Origin of the sequence: Nocardia wallacei, assembly GCF_014466955.1 — a bacterium.
Classification (GTDB): domain Bacteria; phylum Actinomycetota; class Actinomycetes; order Mycobacteriales; family Mycobacteriaceae; genus Nocardia; species Nocardia wallacei.
On the sequence record NZ_AP023396.1, the window covers coordinates 2,551,051 to 2,570,547 of the forward strand.

20 protein-coding genes are annotated in these 19,497 nt (G+C 68.2%); 8 read left to right on the top strand and 12 right to left on the bottom strand.

Features of this window, described 5'->3' with window-relative positions:
* The 3 genes from NWFMUON74_RS11595 (at nt 1) to NWFMUON74_RS11605 (ending at nt 3,019) form a co-directional block, all read left to right on the top strand.
* Nucleotides 1–870 (top strand): lysophospholipid acyltransferase family protein, encoded by an 870-nt coding sequence (locus tag NWFMUON74_RS11595; protein WP_232110968.1) that lies wholly within the window; start codon nt 1–3, stop codon nt 868–870.
* 157 nt (nt 871–1,027) lie between these two features.
* Nucleotides 1,028–2,173: an acyl-CoA dehydrogenase family protein gene (locus NWFMUON74_RS11600; RefSeq protein ID WP_187687813.1), complete on the top strand. Its 1,146-nt coding sequence runs from the start codon at nt 1,028–1,030 to the stop codon at nt 2,171–2,173.
* 252 nt (nt 2,174–2,425) lie between these two features.
* Nucleotides 2,426–3,019, top strand: coding sequence for an NADPH-dependent FMN reductase (locus NWFMUON74_RS11605; RefSeq protein WP_187687814.1), 594 nt, complete (start codon nt 2,426–2,428; stop codon nt 3,017–3,019).
* Nucleotides 3,020–3,158: 139 nt separating this feature from the next.
* Here NWFMUON74_RS11605 and NWFMUON74_RS11610 read toward each other — a convergent pair whose 3' ends face one another.
* Together NWFMUON74_RS11610 and NWFMUON74_RS11615 are read right to left on the bottom strand one after the other, a co-directional pair.
* Nucleotides 3,159–4,073 carry an SCO2523 family variant P-loop protein gene (locus NWFMUON74_RS11610; RefSeq protein WP_187687815.1) on the bottom strand — a complete coding sequence of 305 codons (915 nt, stop codon included), beginning with the start codon at nt 4,071–4,073 and terminating at the stop codon, nt 3,159–3,161.
* 9 nt (nt 4,074–4,082) lie between these two features.
* The gene (locus NWFMUON74_RS11615; RefSeq protein ID WP_187687816.1) at nt 4,083–5,933 is read right to left on the bottom strand and encodes an SCO2524 family protein; all 1,851 of its coding nucleotides are present in this window, start codon (nt 5,931–5,933) and stop codon (nt 4,083–4,085) included.
* Between the two features lie 298 nt (nt 5,934–6,231).
* Here NWFMUON74_RS11615 and NWFMUON74_RS11620 point away from each other — a divergent pair, with 298 nt between their 5' ends.
* Nucleotides 6,232–6,588 carry a nitroreductase/quinone reductase family protein gene (locus tag NWFMUON74_RS11620; protein ID WP_232110969.1) on the top strand — a complete coding sequence of 119 codons (357 nt, stop codon included), beginning with the start codon at nt 6,232–6,234 and terminating at the stop codon, nt 6,586–6,588.
* A 241-nt stretch (nt 6,589–6,829) separates the two neighbouring features.
* Here the strand turns inward: NWFMUON74_RS11620 and NWFMUON74_RS11625 are convergent, their stop codons facing one another.
* The 3 genes from NWFMUON74_RS11625 to NWFMUON74_RS11635 all read right to left on the bottom strand — a co-directional run bounded on the left by NWFMUON74_RS11625 (nt 6,830) and on the right by NWFMUON74_RS11635 (nt 9,041).
* Nucleotides 6,830–7,216, bottom strand: a complete 387-nt coding sequence (locus tag NWFMUON74_RS11625) for a hypothetical protein (RefSeq protein ID WP_187687818.1) — start codon at nt 7,214–7,216, stop codon at nt 6,830–6,832.
* Between the two features lie 70 nt (nt 7,217–7,286).
* Nucleotides 7,287–8,105 (bottom strand): SAM-dependent methyltransferase, encoded by an 819-nt coding sequence (locus NWFMUON74_RS11630; RefSeq protein WP_187687819.1) that lies wholly within the window; start codon nt 8,103–8,105, stop codon nt 7,287–7,289.
* A 36-nt stretch (nt 8,106–8,141) separates the two neighbouring features.
* Complete coding sequence (locus tag NWFMUON74_RS11635) at nt 8,142–9,041, bottom strand: helix-turn-helix domain-containing protein (RefSeq protein WP_187687820.1); 900 nt, start codon at nt 9,039–9,041, stop codon at nt 8,142–8,144.
* A 168-nt stretch (nt 9,042–9,209) separates the two neighbouring features.
* Between NWFMUON74_RS11635 and NWFMUON74_RS11640 the strand changes: the two genes are divergently transcribed.
* The 3 genes from NWFMUON74_RS11640 to NWFMUON74_RS11650 all read left to right on the top strand — a co-directional run bounded on the left by NWFMUON74_RS11640 (nt 9,210) and on the right by NWFMUON74_RS11650 (nt 10,285).
* Nucleotides 9,210–9,395, top strand: coding sequence for a hypothetical protein (locus NWFMUON74_RS11640; protein ID WP_187687821.1), 186 nt, complete (start codon nt 9,210–9,212; stop codon nt 9,393–9,395).
* Between the two features lie 25 nt (nt 9,396–9,420).
* Nucleotides 9,421–9,759, top strand: a complete 339-nt coding sequence (locus tag NWFMUON74_RS11645; protein WP_187687822.1) for a hypothetical protein — start codon at nt 9,421–9,423, stop codon at nt 9,757–9,759.
* A gap of 142 nt (nt 9,760–9,901) precedes the next feature.
* A complete protein-coding gene (locus tag NWFMUON74_RS11650; protein ID WP_187687823.1) occupies nt 9,902–10,285 on the top strand; it encodes an RsbRD N-terminal domain-containing protein in 384 nt (127 codons plus the stop codon).
* A gap of 7 nt (nt 10,286–10,292) precedes the next feature.
* Here the strand turns inward: NWFMUON74_RS11650 and NWFMUON74_RS11655 are convergent, their stop codons facing one another.
* Nucleotides 10,293–11,462 carry a PucR family transcriptional regulator gene (locus NWFMUON74_RS11655; RefSeq protein ID WP_187687824.1) on the bottom strand — a complete coding sequence of 390 codons (1,170 nt, stop codon included), beginning with the start codon at nt 11,460–11,462 and terminating at the stop codon, nt 10,293–10,295.
* A gap of 231 nt (nt 11,463–11,693) precedes the next feature.
* A complete protein-coding gene (locus NWFMUON74_RS11660; protein ID WP_232110970.1) occupies nt 11,694–13,769 on the bottom strand; it encodes an AMP-binding protein in 2,076 nt (691 codons plus the stop codon).
* A gap of 497 nt (nt 13,770–14,266) precedes the next feature.
* On the opposite strand from NWFMUON74_RS11660, the gene NWFMUON74_RS11665 reads away from it, so the two are divergent.
* Complete coding sequence (locus NWFMUON74_RS11665) at nt 14,267–14,605, top strand: histone-like nucleoid-structuring protein Lsr2 (protein ID WP_187687826.1); 339 nt, start codon at nt 14,267–14,269, stop codon at nt 14,603–14,605.
* Between the two features lie 305 nt (nt 14,606–14,910).
* Here NWFMUON74_RS11665 and NWFMUON74_RS11670 read toward each other — a convergent pair whose 3' ends face one another.
* The 5 genes from NWFMUON74_RS11670 to NWFMUON74_RS11690 all read right to left on the bottom strand — a co-directional run bounded on the left by NWFMUON74_RS11670 (nt 14,911) and on the right by NWFMUON74_RS11690 (nt 19,418).
* The gene (locus NWFMUON74_RS11670) at nt 14,911–16,215 is read right to left on the bottom strand and encodes a sensor domain-containing diguanylate cyclase (RefSeq protein ID WP_187687827.1); all 1,305 of its coding nucleotides are present in this window, start codon (nt 16,213–16,215) and stop codon (nt 14,911–14,913) included.
* 227 nt (nt 16,216–16,442) lie between these two features.
* Nucleotides 16,443–16,778: a histone-like nucleoid-structuring protein Lsr2 gene (locus tag NWFMUON74_RS11675; protein WP_187687828.1), complete on the bottom strand. Its 336-nt coding sequence runs from the start codon at nt 16,776–16,778 to the stop codon at nt 16,443–16,445.
* A gap of 209 nt (nt 16,779–16,987) precedes the next feature.
* Nucleotides 16,988–17,137: a hypothetical protein gene (locus NWFMUON74_RS11680; protein WP_187687829.1), complete on the bottom strand. Its 150-nt coding sequence runs from the start codon at nt 17,135–17,137 to the stop codon at nt 16,988–16,990.
* The gene (locus NWFMUON74_RS11685) at nt 17,134–18,540 is read right to left on the bottom strand and encodes an amidase (protein ID WP_187687830.1); all 1,407 of its coding nucleotides are present in this window, start codon (nt 18,538–18,540) and stop codon (nt 17,134–17,136) included. Before NWFMUON74_RS11685 ends, NWFMUON74_RS11680 begins: the two co-directional genes overlap by 4 nt.
* A 14-nt stretch (nt 18,541–18,554) precedes the next feature.
* A complete protein-coding gene (locus tag NWFMUON74_RS11690; RefSeq protein WP_187687831.1) occupies nt 18,555–19,418 on the bottom strand; it encodes a GntR family transcriptional regulator in 864 nt (287 codons plus the stop codon).
* Between the last annotated feature and the right edge of the window lie 79 nt (nt 19,419–19,497).

The following is a 19,497-nucleotide window of genomic DNA, read 5'->3' on the forward strand; positions in this document are numbered from 1 at the left end:
TTGGCCGACGATCCGTGCCATCAGCCGGGTCGCGCGGGTGCGTTGTCCGACGGCGCTCCGTTGCGAATACCGTTGCGTGACAGCGATATCCGCGCCTTCGAGGCACTGGTCGCGCCGATGCGGGCCTGGGTGAGCCCGGTGTTCCGCGGCTTGGACAACATTCCCGCCGACGGGCCGGTGCTGTTGGTGGGGAATCACAATTTCCTGGGTATCGACACCCCGCTGCTGTGGCCGGAGATAGCGCGCACCCGCGGGCGGCTGGTGCGCGGGCTGGCGGAGAACGTCCTGATCACCGTCCCCGGCGTGCGGCACGTACTGCACCGCATCGGATGCGTGCGCGGCAATCGGGACAATTGCCGGACGCTGCTCGAACAGGGCGAGATCCTGCTGGTGTTCCCCGGCGGTGGCCGGGAAGCCGCGCGCCGCAAGGGCGAGAAGTACGTACTGAAATGGGCCGGCCGCACCGGATTCGCCCGGATGGCGATCGAGACGGGTACGCCGATCGTCCCGCTGGCCATGATCGGCGCCGACGACGCCTACGACATCCTCCTCGACGGACAGGACGCCGCGCTGCGTCCGTTACGGGCCCTGGTGCAGGCCGTCGGCCTGCGGCCGAATCTCACCCCACCGCTGGTGACGGGCTTCGGGCCGACGTGGATCCCGAAGCCGGAACGGTTCTACTACTCCGCCGGTACGCCGATCGAGACCACGCCCTGGGCCGACGCCGACGATCTCGACGCGGCCGCCGAGGAGCTGGCCGCGGTGGTGCGCAAGGCGCTGGAGGAGGAGCTGACCTTCCTGCTCGCCGAGCGCGACAAGGATCGCGGCCGCACGCTGTTGGGCCGGGCCCGTGGTGCGCTCGGACTTTAGCCAGGTTTACCGGGGTTCAGGACTTCCGCGTCGGTCGCCTTCCCGCTGGTAGTGCAGTTCCGACCCGTTTTACCGGGTTCGAAGTGAACGGTGATTCGACTTCCGGGTACCGTATGGAGTGAGGCGATGACGCCGATGTGGCACTAGGAGGTTGGCGGTGGAGCGCACCCTTTTCGAACCGGAGCACGATCTGTTCCGGGAGTCGTACCGAAAGTTTCTCGACCAGCATGTCGCGCCGAATCATGCGAAATGGGAAGAGCAGGGCGTCGTCGACCGCGAGGTCTGGCTGGAGGCCGGCAAACAGGGATTCCTCGGCATGGCGGTACCGGAGGAGTTCGGCGGCGGGGGTGTGAAGGACTTCCGCTACAACGCCATCATCACCGAGGAGACCACCCGCGGTCAGTACTCGGGCCTGGGTTTCACCCTGCACAACGATGTGATCGCACCGTACCTGCTGGAGCTCGCCGACGACGAGCAGAAGCAGCGGTGGCTCCCGGGCTTCTGCTCCGGTGAGATCATCACCGCCATCGCGATGACCGAGCCCGGTACCGGTTCGGACCTGCAGGGCATCAAGACACGCGCGGTCCGCGACGGCGACGACTGGATCCTCAACGGCGCCAAGACCTTCATCACCAACGGCATCAACTCCGACATCGTGATCGTGGTCGCGCAGACCGATCCGGAGAAGGGAGCGATGGGCTTCTCGCTGCTGGTGGTCGAACGCGGCATGCCCGGCTTCGAGCGCGGCCGCAACCTCGACAAGATCGGCCTGAAGGCGCAGGACACCGCCGAACTCAGCTTCACCGACGTCCGGGTGCCCGGCAAGAACCTGCTCGGCACCGAGGGCCAGGGCTTCATTCACCTGATGCAGAACCTGCCCCAGGAGCGCCTGTCCATCGCCGTCATGGCCGCCGCCGCGATGGAAGGCGTACTGGACCTCACCTGTCAGTACGTCCGCGACCGCAAGGCCTTCGGCAAACCCATCGGCGCGCAACAGAATACGCGTTTCGTCCTGGCGGAGCTGGCCACCAAGACCACCGCGGTCCGGGTGTTCGTCGACCGCTGCATAGACCTGCTCAACCAGGAGAAGCTGACCGTCGAGGAAGCCGCCATGGCCAAATGGTGGAGCACCGAGGAGCAACTCGACCTCATCAGCAAATGCCTGCAACTACACGGCGGCTACGGCTACATGCGCGAATACCCGGTCGCCAAGGCATACATGGACGCCCGCGTCCAGACCATCTACGGCGGCACCACCGAGATCATGAAGGAAATCATCGGCCGCAGCCTGAAACTGGCCTGACACAAGGCGGTTCTCGGCTTCAGGACGACACGACCGCGCGGGATCACCTGCTGTGCACCGGATTATTGCCGGGTGTTGTCGGCTTGCTTCGGATTCCGCGACCGGTCAGCGGGGAGGGGGCCGCAGCACGCGAGCCCGCTGAATGTGGGCTGGGAGTTCGCTGAGGGCCAGTCCCTCGCCATGTGCCGTTGACCTGAACTTCGGTTCGGGTTCTACCGTCGTGCGGACCAGTAGTTCGAGTGGAGGTGGCACATGCAAGCCGGACCGATTCGGGTCGCGCTGATCTGCGGGAGCGTGCGGGAGGGGCGGTTCGGGCCGGTGGTGACGTCGTGGTTGCGGGAGCGGATCGAACGGCGTGACGACATCGACCTGGACGTGGTGGACCTCGCCGACCTGCCGCTGCCGCTGGCGCAGCAGGCGAAACCGGTGCCGTACGGCGACTACGACGCGCCGCAGGTGCGCGACTGGGCCGCCCGCGTGGACGCGGCGGACGCGTTCGTGGTCGTGACGCCGGAGTACAACCGCGGATACCCGGCCGGGTTGAAGCTGGCGATCGATTCGGTCCATCCGGAGTGGCGGGCGAAGGCCGTCGGTTTCGTGAGCTACGGAGGCGTCTCCGGCGGCCTGCGCGCGGTCGAGCAACTGCGGCCCGTCTTCGCCGAGCTGCGCGCGGTGACCATCCGGGAGACCGTCGGCATCGCGCAGTTCTGGGAGCAGTTCGACGACGCCGGACGGCCGCGAGACCGGGCGGTGAACCGCGCGGCGGATGTGCTGCTGGACGAATTGCTCTGGTGGGCAAGGGCATTGCGCTCCGCTCGGGCCGAGATGGCTTATCCGAACGTGTGATCGGTCACCGGTGTGACTCGAAGGTCCGGTGCCGCGGGGTCGTCAGTGTCTCGACGGCGATATTCTCGCGCAGCCGGGGCGAGGAGGAGGTTCCACTGCCGTTCTGCTCGGCGGCGGCCGACACTCGGTCAGGATCCGGCTAGAGCCGTTCCCACGTGGCGATGTCCATCAGTCGGCTCGCCAATTCCGTGTAGGCCGAGGCTGTTTCGGCATTCGCGATCTGCGCGTTGACGTCCGAGTCGAGGATGAGCTGTTCGCGCCAGTGCAGCACCGGTTCCATCGGGGTGGCGCCGAGCAGCGCCGTGGTGCCGAGCCGGTATGCGATGGCGAGGCGGCGCAGCGCGGCGTCCTGTTCCTGCAACCACGCCGATTGGGCGGCCCGCTGCGCGGCGACGGGGGAGTTGGTGACCGAGACGGCGGTGCGGACGTACCGGAGCGAGCCGAGTAGGTCGTCTCGATCGTGTCCGCAGTGGGTGCCCGTCCGCAGCAGTCCGTGCGGACCGTGCACCAGCCCGGCCGCCGCCATGATGTGCTGGCGGGTCCAGCGATGGAAGATCAACCAGCGTGCGGTCCGCTGCCGCAGCTGCCGCAGCGCCGTCGCCCGCAGCGCGATGTCGAGGGCGGCCGACCGTCCGGCGCTCAGATCCACCAGCACCACATGGAACTCCTGCTCGAGCGTGAGCAACAGCTCGGCGCACCGGCCGACCACCGCGTCGTCGTATCCGAGGAACTCACCGCCGCCCTCGTCACCGGGCAGCAGCACCAGGCGGCCGGCGCGAGATCCTTTGCGGCGCAACTGAGCCCGGTCGGTCGCGGTGCCGACATCGATCCGGGCGACGGTGCCGTGCGCACCGAGCAGGTACGAGTGCAGCCCGCCGTCGGGCACGCCGTTCCCGGCGGCGCCGATCTCGAAGACCGCGCCGGCGGTGGGTGAGCCGAAGTCGAAGTCGACATAGGCCACGTCGTGCCCGGCCAGGGTCAGCCGATAGGCGATATTGCAGCTGGTCACCGAGCGTCCGGTACCACCCTTGTCGGAAGTGGAGAACACCAGCACGACGCCTCCTCACCGCGTGGCGTCCTGGCGCGCGTACACCAGTTCGTCCAGCTGGATCAGTGCCTGGGTGGCCAGGCTGCACGCGGTGCCGGGCCGGTCGCGCAGCACCTGGCGCGCCCGGTCCAGCGATTGACGGATGCGGTCGACGGCGGTGCGGGCGGGGGACAGGTCGTCACCCTCGACCTCGAGTTCCTCCTGGTTCAGCAGACGCTCGGCCTCGCTCAGCAGATCCACCGCGCGCGCGATCATCGTCGGCGAGGACAGCGGCGGTTCCTGGTAGGCACGGTAGGCGAGCACCAGGCATTCCATCACCCGCTCGGTGAGAAACCAGGAGGGACCGTCGGCGACGATCGCCGCGGAGTCCAGCAGCCGGCCGGGGTCGTCCCACAGCCCGGTCGCGGGACCACGGCGCAGCGCTCGCCCGTCGAGGTTGTCCATGGCCGATTCGGCCAGCGCCATCAGCCGGTCCCGGGTGTCGACATCGGTGCGCAGGTGCGCAGCCTGCAGGCAGCGCTTCAGCATCATCGTGACGAAATCCGGTACATACCAATACAACCCGGGTCCGTCGCAGATGTCCTCGCTGCCGGTGAGCCGCAACCGGACGCCGGGATGGTGCAGGGTCGCCGCGGGGTCGGCGGTGGTGACCCGGCTGGTGATGCGGCCGCGCCGGGCGAGCTGGTCGAATACCGCCACCGCGCGAGTCAGGTCCTCGGTGCTGTCGCGGTAGATCAGGTCCTGGATCAGCATGGCGGTGACCACCAGGCTCGAGTACTCCGACTCCTCGCCGTCGGTGGTGCGCCAGGGAATGTCCTCCAGCGGCCAGCGACCGCTGTCGAAACGCGCCACCGTGGACCAGTACTTCCGGCTCAGCTCGAAGCGCAGTTGCAGCGCGTCGGCGAGTTTGCGCTGCGTGTCGGTCAGCAGGTCCAGTTCCCGGATGCGCTGCGACGACAGGTCGATGATGCCGTCCAGCGCCACCGCGGTGAAGTAGAGGTAGGGGCGCGGCTCGGCGTAGCCGGTCACCGTGCCGATCCGGCCGGGGACGAAGGTGACCGCTTCGGCGCCGCGGACGATGCCCCAGCTCCAGCCGCATTCGAACAGCCGCGCGTCGTCCGCGACATCGATGTCGGTGGTCCGGCCCAGCCTGACCTCGTTGGCGGCCTGCACGCGCAGCCGCTCCAGCCGGGCGGACAGTTGCCTGATGACCTCGTCGTCGGGCGCGGCACTCTGATTGATCATCTCCAGGATCGTCTGCCCCGCATCCGATTTCGGATCGGGCGTGTGAATGACGAAACTTCGCACCAGCCCCGCCATCGCGCCGGTGAGTCGCGCGCCGACCTGTTCGATCACCACCGGGATGCGCTGCCGCAGCCGACGCGCCTCCGCCTGGACCTCGGCGCTGACGGACCGCTCGAAGCCCCGCAGGAAGCGCAGCGCCGCGATGCACAGGCTCAGCGACATCGAGTACGAGTCGACGACTTCGATGTCCAACTGGGCAGCGGTGGGCGGCATTTCGTCCGCGCCGCGCAGGTAGCCGCCGGCGGCGAAGATCGGTTGACCGTCGGTGTCGGTATAGCGAGCGAGATAATCCTCGAGCAGGCCGACCAGGACGCCGCCGATGCGTCCCTCCGCGCCGAAGGGAGCGAGCGCGGCCCGGACGTCATCGGCGATGTCGTCGGGCTGGTCCAGCGCGAAGGCCTCGATCTCGGTCGCCGGATACAGCAGGCACAGGAGCTGTTCGGCGTCGCTGACCGAGTTGGCGCCGTCGCGCCCGCCCCAGGTCCACTTCTCGTCGCGATACGAGCAGTCGAGCACCGCCCGCCACAGATCCAGCAGCTGTTGCCGCGGGCGAATTCTCATAGTCCCCTGTCCCTCGCCCCGCATCCGGCCGTCGCCACCGGACGTCACCTGAAGTGTGCTCCGCCCCGACCGCGCCGGTCCAGGAAATGATCGAACCCGGGCCCGAGACACGCTGCGCACCACCACCTTCCGACGCCCGTACCTCCCGAGAAGTCCGGGTGGCGCGGCGCGGCTGCGGGTGATCGACGAGTCCGGGCGTACGGGGAGTCCGGAGATGGCGCAGGTGGTACGGGAGTCCGGGGAGGGCGCGCTAGGGTTGCTGGGGTCGGAGTGTCGGTGTGATGGCAGGGAGGCAGTGGTGGATTCCAAGTCGGTGCTGGGCAGGGTGGTGCGGGGGTTCAACGCCGGAGTCGTGGCGTTGACCGAGGCGCCCGTCGTCGGTCCGTTGCTGGGGAAGAGCTTCGTGACCATTACCTATGTGGGGCGCAAGTCGGGGAAGACGTTCAGTACGCCGGTGAACTACCGGCGGAAGGGGGACGAGTACGTCATCGGGGTCGCCATGCCGGACAAGAAGAACTGGTGGCGGAACTTCCTGGGCGAGGGCGGCCCGATCACCCTGCACCTCGCCGGCGCCGACCGGCACGGTCACGCCGTGGCCGACCGCGACGAACGCGGCCGCGTCACCGTGCGCGTGCGCCTGGACGAACCGAGCTGATCGAGGCGCCGCGAGCCGTCACGCGCGGATTGCCTTGTGACAGCGCCCCAACCGCGGGCCCGGCGATTCGTGAGTTGTCCATCCGGGGATGCGGCGGTCGACATCCGGGCTTAATGTTGTTGGTGCGCAAGGTTGTTGCTTCTACGGTCGCAGGGGGACCGGGCACAGTGCCCGCGCGGGGCGGGCACCAGCCGTGGATACGCGTGATCCCTGATACGAGCGTGGACGGTTTTCGGTCGCGTCAGGCGTGGTCGAATTCGTGGTTGCGCACCCCGTGGTGGAAGGCGTCGAGTTCGTCCTGGTCGAAGACGAGCTCGACGCCGTCCACCGGTTGCGGTGTGGCGGCGCGGAAGACGTACCGCCCGTCGGCGCGATGGGTGACCGTGAGCGGCGAGCGTGTGCCGTTGCCGCGCACGGTGTCCTGCAGGGCGTCGAACTGTTCATCGGTGAACAACAGCAACTCCTCGACCGGCAGCGCCGTGGCCGGGGTGGTGTGGTCGGTGGCGCGCTTGTCGTCCCAGACCGCGGTCCAGCCCTGCTTGCGCGCGACACGCACACAGTTCTGATTGGGTGAGCTCGCGCTCGCCTTGCGGAACTCGCCCGCGGTGAAGGTAGGTAGCAGCGTCATTGGTGGTGCCCTTTCTACAGAGTAAAGCTGCAGACGCGCGAAGCTGACGCCCGTGCGACTGCGGGTATACCTATGGCTTATAGCCAACCGCCGCGAAATTACACGGCCGTGCCGGATCCTGCGGATCCACCGGCCGCTCGGGCCGCCAGTCCGGCGCGTAGACGAGGCCGGGCTCGACGAGTTCGAGGCCGTCGAAGAAGGCGGCGAAATCGTCGCGGTTGCGGGGGATCGCCGGATCGGAGGTGTTGCGGTACAACTCCACGAGTTCGCCGATGCGCTCCTGAAGTTCCGGATCGGCGTCCTGCAGCGAGCTGTGACTCATGGCCACATAGCTGCCCGCCGGAATGCGTTGGCGCAGTTGCCGCATCAGCTCGTAGGGTCCGTCGCTGTCGGGGACGAACGGCCAGACGCTGACGATGAGCAGGCCCAGCGGCTCGTCGAAGTCGAGTAGACGGCGGGTCTCCGGATGATCGAAAATGATGTCGGGACAACGCAGATCGGCCTCGACGATGGCGGTACGATCCAGCACCTGCTGCCGTAGTAGCAGGTCGTGGGCGCGGTTGACCGCCTCCATGTCGTTGTCGACGTACACCACCCGGGCATCGGGCACGGTCGTGCCGACCACCTCGTGGGTGTTGCCGACCGTCGGCAGCCCGGAGCCGATATCGAGGAACTGCCGAATACCTTGGGACACCATGAATTTGACGGCGCGCTGCAGGAATTCGCGGTTGTGGTGGGCCCAGGTGTCGGCGTACGGGAACACCTGGAAGATGCGTTCGCCGAAGATCTTGTCGACATCGAACACGGCCTCGCCGGACAGGTAGTAGTGGTACATCCGGGCGGCCGACGGCCGGCTGGCGTCGATCTCGCGGGATTCGAAGTCGCTCATGACAACCCCCATTACTCGTTGATTACGGACGATTCGTCACGTGGTGAATGTCTTGCGGCGGAACGACCGGGCGATGTGCTCGATGAAGGTGCGGGAATCCTCGGCGCTCAACGCCGCCGCGGACAGCCGCGTCCACACCGTCTCCCGGGCCGTGACGGCCGGCTTGTCATCGATGTAGCGGATATCGCCCTGGCTCTCCGCGATCGCCATGTCCAGATCGCCTGCCGCGCCCGGTGACGGGACCCGCACCAGCGTGAAGCGGTCCTCCATGCCGGCGCCGTGTGTGGTCACGGTGAACGGCAGCACCTGGATGAGGATGTTGGACCGTTTGGACAGCGCGAGCAGATGCTCGAGCTGCTCCAACATCACTGTGCGGCCGCCGTATTCGCGGCGCAGGCACGATTCGGACAGGATCGCCCGGAACTGCGGCGGCTGCGGCCCGAGCAGGATCTCCTGCCGCGCCAGGCGCGCCTGCACCGAGTCCTCGATGGTGATCTGCTCGGCGCCGGGCTCGCCGGGCTGCTCGGGCTCGTGCAGGGCGCGGATGTAGGACTCGCACTGGACCAGTCCGGGCATGATCTCCGCCTCGGCGACGCGCAGCAGGCTGGCGTGCGCCTCCAGGTCGACCAGCAGCCGGAGGTCTTCGATGTAGGCGCGGCGGTATCCGGAGTTCCAGAAACCGCGCTTGTGATTGTCGCGGCGCAGTTCTTTGAGGGCCTCGAGATAACCGGGATCGGTGAAACCCAATTCGGTGGCAAGCCGCTCCAGATCGCCGACCGTGATCGACCCGACGCCGTTGGTGAGCATGGCGATTCGGCTCTGGCTGGTCTCGATGATCTTCGCGGCCTCGCTCTGACTGACCTCCGCCGTATTGATCATGTGCTCGATCTCGCGGCCCAGCAATAGTTTTCGCGCCGTGCGTAATCGTGTACCCATGCCGGTCGGCGTGCCGGCGAACCGAGACGCCTGAACCCCTTCCGCCCCAACCTCTTTCGCTATTGTGATAATCACGCTAGCATCTATCACGTTCAGAGTATCACAATGCAAGTATTTAGCGGGCGTCGTCGGCTGGGTTCGACAGCGTCTCGGTGGAGGGGAAGTCGCATGCCGACTACCACGCGAAGGTGTTCGGCGCCTTGCTGTTCGGATGAGGAACCGGCCTGTCGTGAGCCGGATGGGGAACTGACCGACGCGCTGGCGCGCCGGATCCTGTATGCCGAGCACGCGGTGACCTGTGGGCAGTGGCTGGCCGCGGTGGCATTCCTGTCCGCCGGGCTGGACGACGACTGACCGTGCGCGAGTACAGGAGTCCGTGGTGACGGCGGTGGTGACGGTGGCGATGGTGTGCGCGTCGCTGCTGGCGTTGTCGGCCGCCGCGCTGTGGCAGGGCCGGTGGCCGTGGCGCGCCGGTGACACCGAATTCGACGATGCGCCGGCGACACCCGTTCCCGGAGGAGACACAATGGACGTGTCCGTATGGCCGATCGGCTGGCCGCACGAGGCCCCGGACGAGCCGATGTCGGTGAGCGACGCGCATCTGGCCATGCAGCGGCACCGTTCCTGCCGGCGCGAGGAATGTCCGCGCAAGCGCGCCGCCTATCGAACTCTGGTGGCGGCCGGTCGCATGAAACCCGATTCCGGTCGGGTGCAATAACGAGTCCCATTGGGATTTGTCACAACGACGGCCCGCTGTCGTTCGGAGGTTTGTGTCAAGCCGTCGGGAGTGCTCGTAAACCCCGCCTGTCCCAGTTACTTTCGGTGCTGCCAAAGCGATTCGGTGGGGCGGAAGGAGCGCGATGCGAGGCAACGATTCCGGCGACGCCGACCTCCCGGAAAATGTCTGGGCCACAGTCGAATCCGAATCGGCCGCGGTGATGCGGCTGGGATTGGAATTGGCTCTGGTGCTGCTCGACGCGACGGAAGCGGCGGCCACCCAGGCCCTGCATCGACTCGAGGACGCGGTCGGGGACTGGGCACGAGACGGTGTCCCGATCGACACCGTGCAGCACGCGATTCACCGCGGCGTCAAGGTGAGCCTGGATCGGATCGATCCCACGGGTGCGTACGGCTACACCGATCCGGTGTCCGACCGCGCCTTCCTCGTCGACATGCTCGATCTGCTGACCTCGACCGTCTCGCGGGCCTACGTCGCCGCGATCCAGGCCCGGCCGAGCTGGTAGCCGATCGTCAGTCGCCGTAACTGCGGGCGACGAGGGCGGAGCGGAGATACCACAGACCGCTGGCCTGGGTCGGGTCGAAGCCGGTGAGTTGGGCGACGCGTTTGAGGCGGTAGTCGACGGTGTTGGTGTGGACGTGCAGCAGCCGGGCGGTCTTCTGGCGATTGAGGTTGTGCGCGATGTGGGTTCGGAGGGTCTGGAGGAGTTCGGGGTGGTGGTCGAGCGGGGTGAGCAGCGAGCCGAGGTATTCGCGGCCGGGGCCCGGGCGGGTGAGCTGGTATTCGAGGGCGAGGTCGTCGAATCGGTAGAGTCCCGGCTCGGAGTGGAGGCGGGTGACCATGTCGAGTAGCTGATGCGCTTGGTCGGCGGCGGTCGGGATTTCGTGCGTGGGGGTGGTGATCACGGTGGCCGTGACCGGGACGCGGGCGGCTTGGGAGAGGGTGGTGATGAGGTGGTGGAGGGTGTCGGTGGGTGTGGTGTGGGGGAGGAGGAGGGTGCCGCCGTCGGTGGAGAGGAGGTGCAGGGGTGTGGTGTGGGTGGTGGTGGCGAGTTGGGCTTGGAGGCGGCGGAGTTTGCGGCGGGCGACGATTTTGGTGTCGAGGAGGGGGTTGTGTTCGTCGGGGTGTGGGGGGATGTGGAGGGCGAGGGTGTGGTAGGTGTCGGTGATGTCGATGCCGCATTCGCGGGCCATGGTGGTGGTGGGGTGTCCGCCGAGGAGGGCGGAGGTGAGGGTGTGGACGGCGGTGTGGTGTTCGGTGACGACGGTTTTGAGTTCGCGGACGTAGGCGGTGGAGACGGTGGTGGTCATGGTGTCGAGCATGTCGACGATGAGTTTGGCGCCGTGGATGAGGTTGTGGTAGTCGGTGTGGGTGAGGGTGGTGTGGGGGGTGCCGGTGGTGGTTGTGGTGGTGTGGTTGGTGGTGTGGTTGATGACGAGGTCGAAGCCGATTTTGAAGCCTTCGTGGATGGCGTGGTGGATGGTGTCGATGGGGACGCCTTCGCGGGCCCAGGTGGCGGCGGCGTCGTGGAGGCGTTCGGTTTGCTGGGGGAGGTTGTGGCCGTCGAGGATGTTGATGGCGAGTTCGAGGCAGGTGCGGGTGATGGTGGTGATGTCGCCGTGGATGGCGTCGCCGGGGAGGGTGCCGCAGGGGGCGATGTTTTCGACGAAGTGGCCGACCATGTGTCGGGCGAGGGTGCGGACGTCTTTGAGGGGTGAGGATATGGGGTGTCCGGATACGGTGAGGCCCGGTCGGTCCGGAGTGGCTACAGACAAAGGAAAACTCCCTTTCACCCCCGATTACTACGCTGCGGTAACAATGTAACCGTTTCGATATGCGGCAGTGCAGGTTTCACAATCGTTCGTGACACCTGGGGAGAATTCCTCGGGCGCGCCTCGTGAGGGGTCACAGTTTCACGGAATCGTCTGATTCGCCGGGATGCCGGTGAGCATGCGCTTGAGTACCTTGCCCGTTTCCCCACGCGGCAGCGCCGGCAGGAAGGTCACGTCCCGCGGCACGGAGAAGCGGCTCAGCCGATGCCGCACGTAGGTCCGGATCATGTCCGGATCCAGCCCCGAGCCTTCCCGTTTGACGATGAAAGCCGCCAGGCGCTGGCCGAATTCGCGATCGGGCACGCCCACCACGGCGACATCGGTGATCTGCGGCAGATGCGCGAGCGCCTCCTCGACCGGGCGCGGGAAGACGTTCTCGCCGCCGGAGATGATCATCTCGTCGTCGCGGCCGGCGATGAAAAGCCTTCCGGCAGCGTCGAGATAGCCCAGATCGCCGGTATCGAGCATGCCCTCGGCCTCCTCCGGCGGCGCCGAGTTGACGTAGCCGTCGAACAGCATGTGATTGCCGACGTAGATGCGTCCGGTGACACCGACGGGCACCGGCTTCAGATCCGGGCCCAGCACGCCGACCCGGGTCCCCAGCGGCGGCCGTCCCGCGGTCGTGGGCGAGGTGCGCAGATCCTCCGGCGTGGCGATGGTGGCCCAGGAGACCTCGGTGGAACCGTAGACGTTGTAGAGGATGTCGCCGTAGGTGTCCATGAACCGCAGCACCGTGGCCCCGGCCAGCGGCGCACCGCAACTCGCGACGACCCGCAGGCTGGACGTGTCGAAGCGGGCGCGCACGTGGGTCGGCAGATCCAGGATCCGCTGCACCATCGTGGGCACCAGAATCAGTGTGGTGATCTGGTTTTCGTCGATCAGCCGCAGGGTGTCGCGCGCGTCGAAGTGCTCCGGTAGCACGACCGTGGACCGCAGCGGCGTGCTCAGCTGCAGCGCCGCCATGCCCCAGGTGTGGAACAGCGGTGCGGGAATCAGCATGGCCTCGTTCATTCGCAGCGGGATGCGCGACAGCAGCGCCGCGATGGTGGCGAAACCCTTCGGATGCGGGCGGCGGGCGCCTTTGGGCGTGCCGCTGGTGCCGGAGGTCAGCACGATCAACCGGCCGCCGCGTGCGGGTTTGCGAAAACTGCTGTGGCCCTGGGCGATCAGGTCGTCGATAGTCTCGTGGCCGGGGCCCGGCCCGCGGTCGGTGAACACCCGCAGGATGTCGGAGTGCAGATAGTGCACCAGCGATTCCAGCTCGGTGTCGACGAACAGGTGCTCGAGGCGGTGCCGCTGCACGATCTCCTCGATCCGCCGCGCCGACAGACCGGCGTTCAGCAGCACCACGTCGACGCCGAGTTTGCCTGCGGCGACCATGGTTTCGACCATGCCGGCGTGATTGCGGGCCAGCAGGCCGACGGCATCACCGGAGCCCAGACCGAGGCGGGCCATCGCCGCCGCGAGCGCGTGGCTGCGCTCGTGGATCTCGGCGAAGGTACGGGTGCCGTGGTCGTCGACGATCGCGGTCCGATGTGGTGCGTACGCCGCCGCGGCGGCATAACCCCCGGCCAGGTTGAATCCCCATTTGGCAAGGCGGCTCAGCTGTCTCGCGCTCCGCGCGGGCCGGTAGCTGCGCACCACGCCGGTGGCGACCATCTGACGCGCGACGTCGGCGCGTCGGCGCAGCGGCGTGTTCTCGCCGTTGACCACCACCGATGTCGGTGCGCCGACGATCAATTCGGTCATCCGGTGCAACCCGTCCTCGGCCCAGGCGATGATGTCGGCATTGGACATCTCGGCCACCGCGGGGTGCATGCGGCCGGGCGCGAAGAAGGTCAGGGTGACCCGGGTGCCCTTGCCGGAGTCGGTGTTGCGCAAACGGACTGCCGCGAAGCTGCCCGTCGCGGCGCACTCCAGCTCCAGCGTCTGGGCGGCCGGGGCGGCGATGACGGTGGCCGCGAAGGTGTGGATTCCGGTCGCGGGGGTGCCGATCCTGAACTGCCACAACGGATGACCGTCGATCGTCTCGAGCCGATGGCACGCGCCGATTCCGAGGAACAGTCGTGAATAACTCTGCGGATCTCTGAGTAGATTCCACACGGATTTGCGGGCGACCGGCAATTCCACGGTCGCGTCGATGACGTCGGTAGTCAACTCCGTACACTTCTCGCGGGCCGGTCCGAAGGGGCCGGACCGGCGGGAACTCATTTGTAACCGGCGGGTCCGAGCCGGTCAAGAACGGCTTTCCGAGCCGTATTCCGGGTACGAGTCGGACGTGTCACCACCTTATTCCTGCGCATTTTACCGAGCGGCCGACCTGCTGTGCGATGTATTGCGCACAGTTGTGACGACTCCCTGCCGAGCACCGTCCGGGTTTGTGAGCCGGTCGCGGAGGTCGTGCGCCCACTGTTTGCGGAAGCGGGTCTCGGCCCGCGCGCTCACTTGCCTGCGCACGCGGGAACATCCCTGTGCGACTGGGGTTCTCGCGCCCGCGTCGCGCGGTGACGCGCGGCAGCGCATAGTATTGTCGCGGATCGACGTTCCGCGGCCCGTCGGTGGTGAACCTTCCCAACGACGCCGTGAATGTTCGAGCCGCTCAGTAAGTTACGAAGCCGGGGGAGTGCAGGGGACGGGGTGCGAAGGAGCACGCAGTGGCACATCGAGTACTGGTCACGCGCGTCGATGATCTCGATGGCGAATCGACGGCCGACGAGACCGTGGTGTTCGGACTGGACGGGGTGACCTACGAGATCGATCTATCGGCCGGTAACGCGGCGCTGCTGCGGGAACAGTTGCGGCAGTGGGCAGAACGGGCCCGCCGGGTGCGCCGCACCACCATCGCCGCGCGGCAACCGACGACGATGATCGCCGTACAGTCGACGGCGGCTCGCAAATGGGCCCGCGAGAACGGGGTGACGGTGTCGGCCCGCGGCCGGGTGCCGGCGGAGGTGCTGCGCGCCTACCTCGACGCGGGCGCCGCGGCCGACTGACTCGATCCGGGCAAACGACCCAGCAACCGGGCAGCACCCATCCGGACCGGGTTTCGCGCCGAATATCGGGCAGTACCTGTGAATTCCATGTGAATCGCCAGGGCCGCAGTATCGATAACAGCAGCGCGAACGGGAAGGATGAAGGATGATCCCGCATTTCATCGATCAGCTCATGAGCACGGTTTCCGAATTCCTCGGCAAACTCCTGATCCCCTAGGTCGGTGAGCCTGGGCGGCCTTCGCGCCGCCCCGGTCAGCGGTGCCTCGGGATCGCTTGCGGCACTGGGCAACCGAGGTCGCACAGGTTCATCGTAAGCCGGGTAGCACCGCACCCGCGGTGATGTCGTGGTTGTGCAGTACCCAGCGGTTCGGTCCGGCCGCCTTGGCCCGGTAGAGCCCAGCGTCGGCGGCATCCAGCAATTGCTCGGCATCCGCGTCGGCCACCGGGGTGACGACCGCGCCGATACACGCCGAGATGGCGAGCCGGAGGTCGTCCACCGGGATCGGTTCGGACAGCGCGTCCAGCAGCGCGGTGGTCGCGGTCGCTACCCGGGCCGCGTCGCACGGCGGTGGGAACAGCACCACGAACTCGTCGCCGCCGACGCGCGCCAGCATCGCGTCTCCGGCCCGCTCGGCCAGCCGGGGTGCGACCGCGGCCAGCAGCCGGTCGCCGACACCGTGCCCGTAGGTGTCGTTCACGGCCTTGAAACCGTCCAGGTCGATGAAGCCCAGCCCGATGCGGTCGCCGGGGTGCGCGGTGGCGATGATCTCGGAGATGTTCTCCACCAGCCGGCGGCGGTTCGGCAGGCCGGTCAGCGGATCGTGGCGGGCCTGGCGGCTCAGCTCCGCCTGCAGCGCGCGGCGCTGGGTGGTGTCCTCGCCGACGACGAGCAGATACGCCGAGCGGCCGCCCGCCGCCGGGACCAGAGTGATCGCCCACGCCGCCCAGCCGTCGCCGTCGTCGGGCCGGTGGTAGCGCAATTCGACTCGCATGGTGCCGGACCCCGCGGCCAGCAGTTCGCCGGCGATCCGCGCCCGCAGTTCGGCGCGGTCGTCGGGATGCACCAGCTCCGAGACCTCCAGGCCGCGCAGCCGGTGTACCGGCAGGCCGAGCATGGTGGCCAGTGCCGGGTTGGCGTCGACGACCCGGCCCGCGGTGTCGCCGATGCCGATGGCGACGGCGGCGTTGTCGAACAGGACCCGGAAGCGGGCCTCGGCGGCCTGCCGCGCGTCGGCCATCGCCGCGTGCAGCATCTCCTGATGCCGGGCGCGAGTGGCGAGCAGCTCCACGGTGTATCCGTTGGCGAGGTCGCCGAGCGCGGTGATCACCCGGTCCGGCGGCACGGCCGTCGACTCGGCGAGCGGGGCCAGCGCCCGCGCGGTGCGGCCGAGGACCTCGGGGTCGGTCAGGTTCGCGTGGACCAGTTCGGCGCCCACCTCGGCGGCGGCCCGCGCGTCGAACGGTTCGGCGGCGATGGCCGTCATCAGGCGCTCGAGAAGCCCGGCCAGTAACGATTCCAATTCGGCGAGCGGCATCGGCACGAAGCCGGTGTCGGACACGGCAATTCGCCACCGCCGGGCCAGCGCGGCGACGGCCTGCTCGCGTGTCATGCCAACTACCCCCGCCCGGAATCAGACGTGCACTCGGTGACATGTGGGAACGGCTCGGTGCCGAACCATGATCACAGGCTACTCGCCTTGGATCCGGCTGGGCGAGCGTGTCTTCCGCGCCGGACCTCCGCCGAGACGACGGCCGGGTCCGGATTATCGCGCGCGGTGGCACGGTAATCCGGACCGGGCCGGAACCTCATTACCAGGGCAAAAGCCCCGGACCGGAGTTACTTGTTCGCTTTGTGATACGCGGCGACGATCTCGGAGGAAATTCGGCCGCGGGCGGACACGTTGTAGCCGTGTTTCTTGGCCCATTCCCGGATCGCGACGGTCTGTTCCCGGTCGGCCGCGGACTTCGGCCGTGCCACCGTGCCCGACTTGACGCGGCCGACCTTGCGGGCCTTTTCCGCCCAGGGTTCCAGAGAGCCCCGCAGCTTACCGGCATTCAGCGTGGAGAGATCGATTTCGTAGGCCACGCCATCGATCGAGAACTGCACGGTCTCATCCGCTTTGGACTTCCCGTCGTAATCGTCGATGAGCGTGACGGTGACCTTCTTGGCCATGAGTCAGCCCTTTCGCACGGACACTGCTCTACTCTGATTGTGTATACCGTACCGCAGCGCGGTCCCGAGTAGCGAATCCGGCGCTATTCGGCGTTTCTGGAGGGAATGTGCGAAAAGGCTGAAACAATCCGGTCCGGAAGGAATTCCCGAGGCTCGCGGGATTCGGAACTCCGTCTACATCCCGGTTCGTTTTCGGATGGAATCCCAGGTCAGCCGACGCGGTGACCGCCGGTCGGGTCGCCGTATCGGGCCTCGGCGCAGGCGTGCAGTAGTTCCGCCAGCGTGCCCATCAGCTCGTACAGGGCTTCCACCGCGGCGTTTTCCTCGGCGTCGGCGGACCAGGTGGAGGTGGCTGTCATCGGGGGCCTTTCACGAGGTGGTGGGTGGTCCGGCATTGATAGGCGTCCCCGGCGCGCAGCACGGTCGCCTCGTCGAAATGCCGGCCGCTGATCGACATGGACAGCGGCGTGGCGTCGGCGGACAAACCGATCGGTACGACGAGAGTGGGATTGCCCAGCGGATTCCAATAGGGCGTGTGCAGGGAGGAGAGCGCGCCGAGCGGACGCAGCGGATCGAGGGTGGACAGCGGCGGTGCGCCGAGGTGACCGGTCGGCGTGACGACCAGATCGACCGCGCCGAACAGCTCCGCCATCCGTCGTCGCGCCACGTGCCGGACCCGTTGCGCCTGAACATAATCCGCTCCGGTGACCGCGGCCCCGCCCGCGAGCACGATCCGGGTGCCGCGGCCGTAGTCGGTCCAGCGGTCGCGCAGGTCGCGGCGGTGGTAGGCGTGCGCCTCGGCCAGCATCACCACCAGATCGATGGCCACCAGTTCCGGGTACATCGGCACCTCGACCGGGACCACGGTGGCGCCCGCCGCGCGCAGCGTGTCGACGGCCTCGGCGAAGAGCCGGGGCTGCGCCGGGTCGATGCCGCCGTCGGCGTAGCGGTCGAGAGTGTCGACGCCGATCGTGACCCCGTCCAGCTCGCCGGTGAGCGCGGCCGGATAGTCGGCGACCGGAGCGTCGGCGCTGAACGGGTCGGCGGCGTCCGGACCGGCCAGCACGGACAGCAGCAGCGCGCAGTCGGCCGCCGACCGGGCCAGCGGGCCGACGTGGTCGAGCGTGTAGCCCAGGGGCACCACCCCGGATTTCGGCACCCGGCCGAAGGTGGGTTTGAGTCCGGTGACGCCGTTGAAGGCCGCCGGAATGCGGATGCTGCCCGCGGTGTCGGTGCCGATCGCGGCCAGGAAATGCCCGGCCGCGACGCCCGCACCCGAGCCGGAACTGGAGCCACCGGCCCAGCGATCGCGGTCCCAGGCGCAACGCGGTACGGGGAACGGCTTGTCCGGATCGGGGACGCCGATCGCGAACTCCATGGTGGTGGTCTTGCCGGTGATCACCGCACCCGCCCGCTCCAGGCGCCGGACCACCGCGCAGTCGCCGATACCCGCCGCCCAGGCCGGGTCGAGCACCAGGCTCTGCGCAGTCGTCGGGGCGCCGGTGTGCGCCAGAATATCCTTGACGCCCAACGGGATTCCCGCGAGCAGTGGCACCTCGGCACCGGCGGCCAACTGCCGGTCGACCTGCGCGGCGCGGGTCAGGGCGCGCTCGTCGCAGCGAGCCAGGTACACGCCGTGGTCGTCGGGTGTGGCGAGGGCTCGCTCGGTCAGTTCGGTGGCGGTGACATCACCACGCCGCAACGCGGCCGCCGCGTCGGTCACCGTGTCGAACGAAATCGGTTGGGCTGCTGTCTCGGTCATGCGGAATCCTTCCGTCAATGGGCGCCGGTGAGGTCGAGGCGGGGGATGTGGCCGATCTCGATGAGCAGCTCGTTGCGGCAGGCGCCGAGCGCGTAATCGACCACTCGGCCGGACCGGTCGCGGATGCGCTGCTGGACGAGCAACACGGGTTCGCCGGGGAGTACGTGCAGCAGCGCGGCGGTGTGCTCGTCGGCGCCGGCGGCCTGTACGCCGACATCGCAACTGGCGGTGTCGATGCCGCCGGAATGCAGCAGCCCGTAGAAGTCGCGCCGGAACCGGGACTGGTCCACCCGGGCGGCCTCGGGGGCGCGAATGTAGTTGGTGAACACCGCCATCGGCCGCTGGTCGGCGAGCAGGACGTATTCGACGCACAGGCAGTCGTCGCCGATCGCGGTGCCGTCGAGTTGGCCGGCGATCACCCGCGGTGCGGGGAGCCAGGCCCAGTGCAGCAGGCGCGGCGTGATCCGTCCGACGGCCAGATGGTCGTCCAGGGCGCGGCCCTGCGGCGGCAGCGCACCCGGGACCACGTACTCGGCGCGCACGGCCGAGGTGCCCAGCCCGCGGCGCCGCTCGATCAGGCCGTCGCGGCGCAGCAGATCCAGCGCCTCGCGCAGCACGTCCCGGGGGGCGCGATACTGCGCCATCAGCTCGGCCTCGCCCGGCAGCCGCCCGGTGCCGAACTCCCCGGCCCGCAGCGCCGCGCGCAACAGATCGCGCACTCGCCGGGCCGCCAGGTGCGACGCCGCGGGCAGCAACTCGCGCACCTGATCGCCGAACACCAGCCGCTCGCGCAGCGTGTCGGGCGTGGACGTCCGACTGCCGCCGGGCGCTGCGGGAGGAAGGTCGCCGGGGCCGGATCGGATCGCGCTGGAGGACATGGCCGTAGCGTGCCGATCACTTGATTACGCGGCGCGACATCGCGGTAAAGGTCCGGTTACGCGGCCCGGCGGACTGCCC

Excerpts from the sequence above, each read along its gene's own strand:
- NWFMUON74_RS11605 (WP_187687814.1), top strand. The coding sequence starts at position 2,426 with ATGCAAGCCGGACCGATTCGGGTCGCGCTGATCTGCGGGAGCGTGCGG.
- NWFMUON74_RS11615 (WP_187687816.1), bottom strand. The coding sequence starts at position 5,933 with ATGAGAATTCGCCCGCGGCAACAGCTGCTGGATCTGTGGCGGGCGGTG.
- NWFMUON74_RS11625 (WP_187687818.1), bottom strand. The coding sequence starts at position 7,216 with ATGACGCTGCTACCTACCTTCACCGCGGGCGAGTTCCGCAAGGCGAGC.
- NWFMUON74_RS11630 (WP_187687819.1), bottom strand. The coding sequence starts at position 8,105 with ATGAGCGACTTCGAATCCCGCGAGATCGACGCCAGCCGGCCGTCGGCC.
- NWFMUON74_RS11635 (WP_187687820.1), bottom strand. The coding sequence starts at position 9,041 with ATGGGTACACGATTACGCACGGCGCGAAAACTATTGCTGGGCCGCGAG.
- NWFMUON74_RS11640 (WP_187687821.1), top strand. The coding sequence starts at position 9,210 with ATGCCGACTACCACGCGAAGGTGTTCGGCGCCTTGCTGTTCGGATGAG.
- NWFMUON74_RS11650 (WP_187687823.1), top strand. The coding sequence starts at position 9,902 with ATGCGAGGCAACGATTCCGGCGACGCCGACCTCCCGGAAAATGTCTGG.
- NWFMUON74_RS11655 (WP_187687824.1), bottom strand. The coding sequence starts at position 11,462 with ATGGTCGGCCACTTCGTCGAAAACATCGCCCCCTGCGGCACCCTCCCC.
- NWFMUON74_RS11670 (WP_187687827.1), bottom strand. The coding sequence starts at position 16,215 with ATGACACGCGAGCAGGCCGTCGCCGCGCTGGCCCGGCGGTGGCGAATT.
- NWFMUON74_RS11675 (WP_187687828.1), bottom strand. The coding sequence starts at position 16,778 with ATGGCCAAGAAGGTCACCGTCACGCTCATCGACGATTACGACGGGAAG.
- NWFMUON74_RS11680 (WP_187687829.1), bottom strand. The coding sequence starts at position 17,137 with ATGACAGCCACCTCCACCTGGTCCGCCGACGCCGAGGAAAACGCCGCG.
- NWFMUON74_RS11685 (WP_187687830.1), bottom strand. The coding sequence starts at position 18,540 with ATGACCGAGACAGCAGCCCAACCGATTTCGTTCGACACGGTGACCGAC.
- NWFMUON74_RS11690 (WP_187687831.1), bottom strand. The coding sequence starts at position 19,418 with ATGTCCTCCAGCGCGATCCGATCCGGCCCCGGCGACCTTCCTCCCGCA.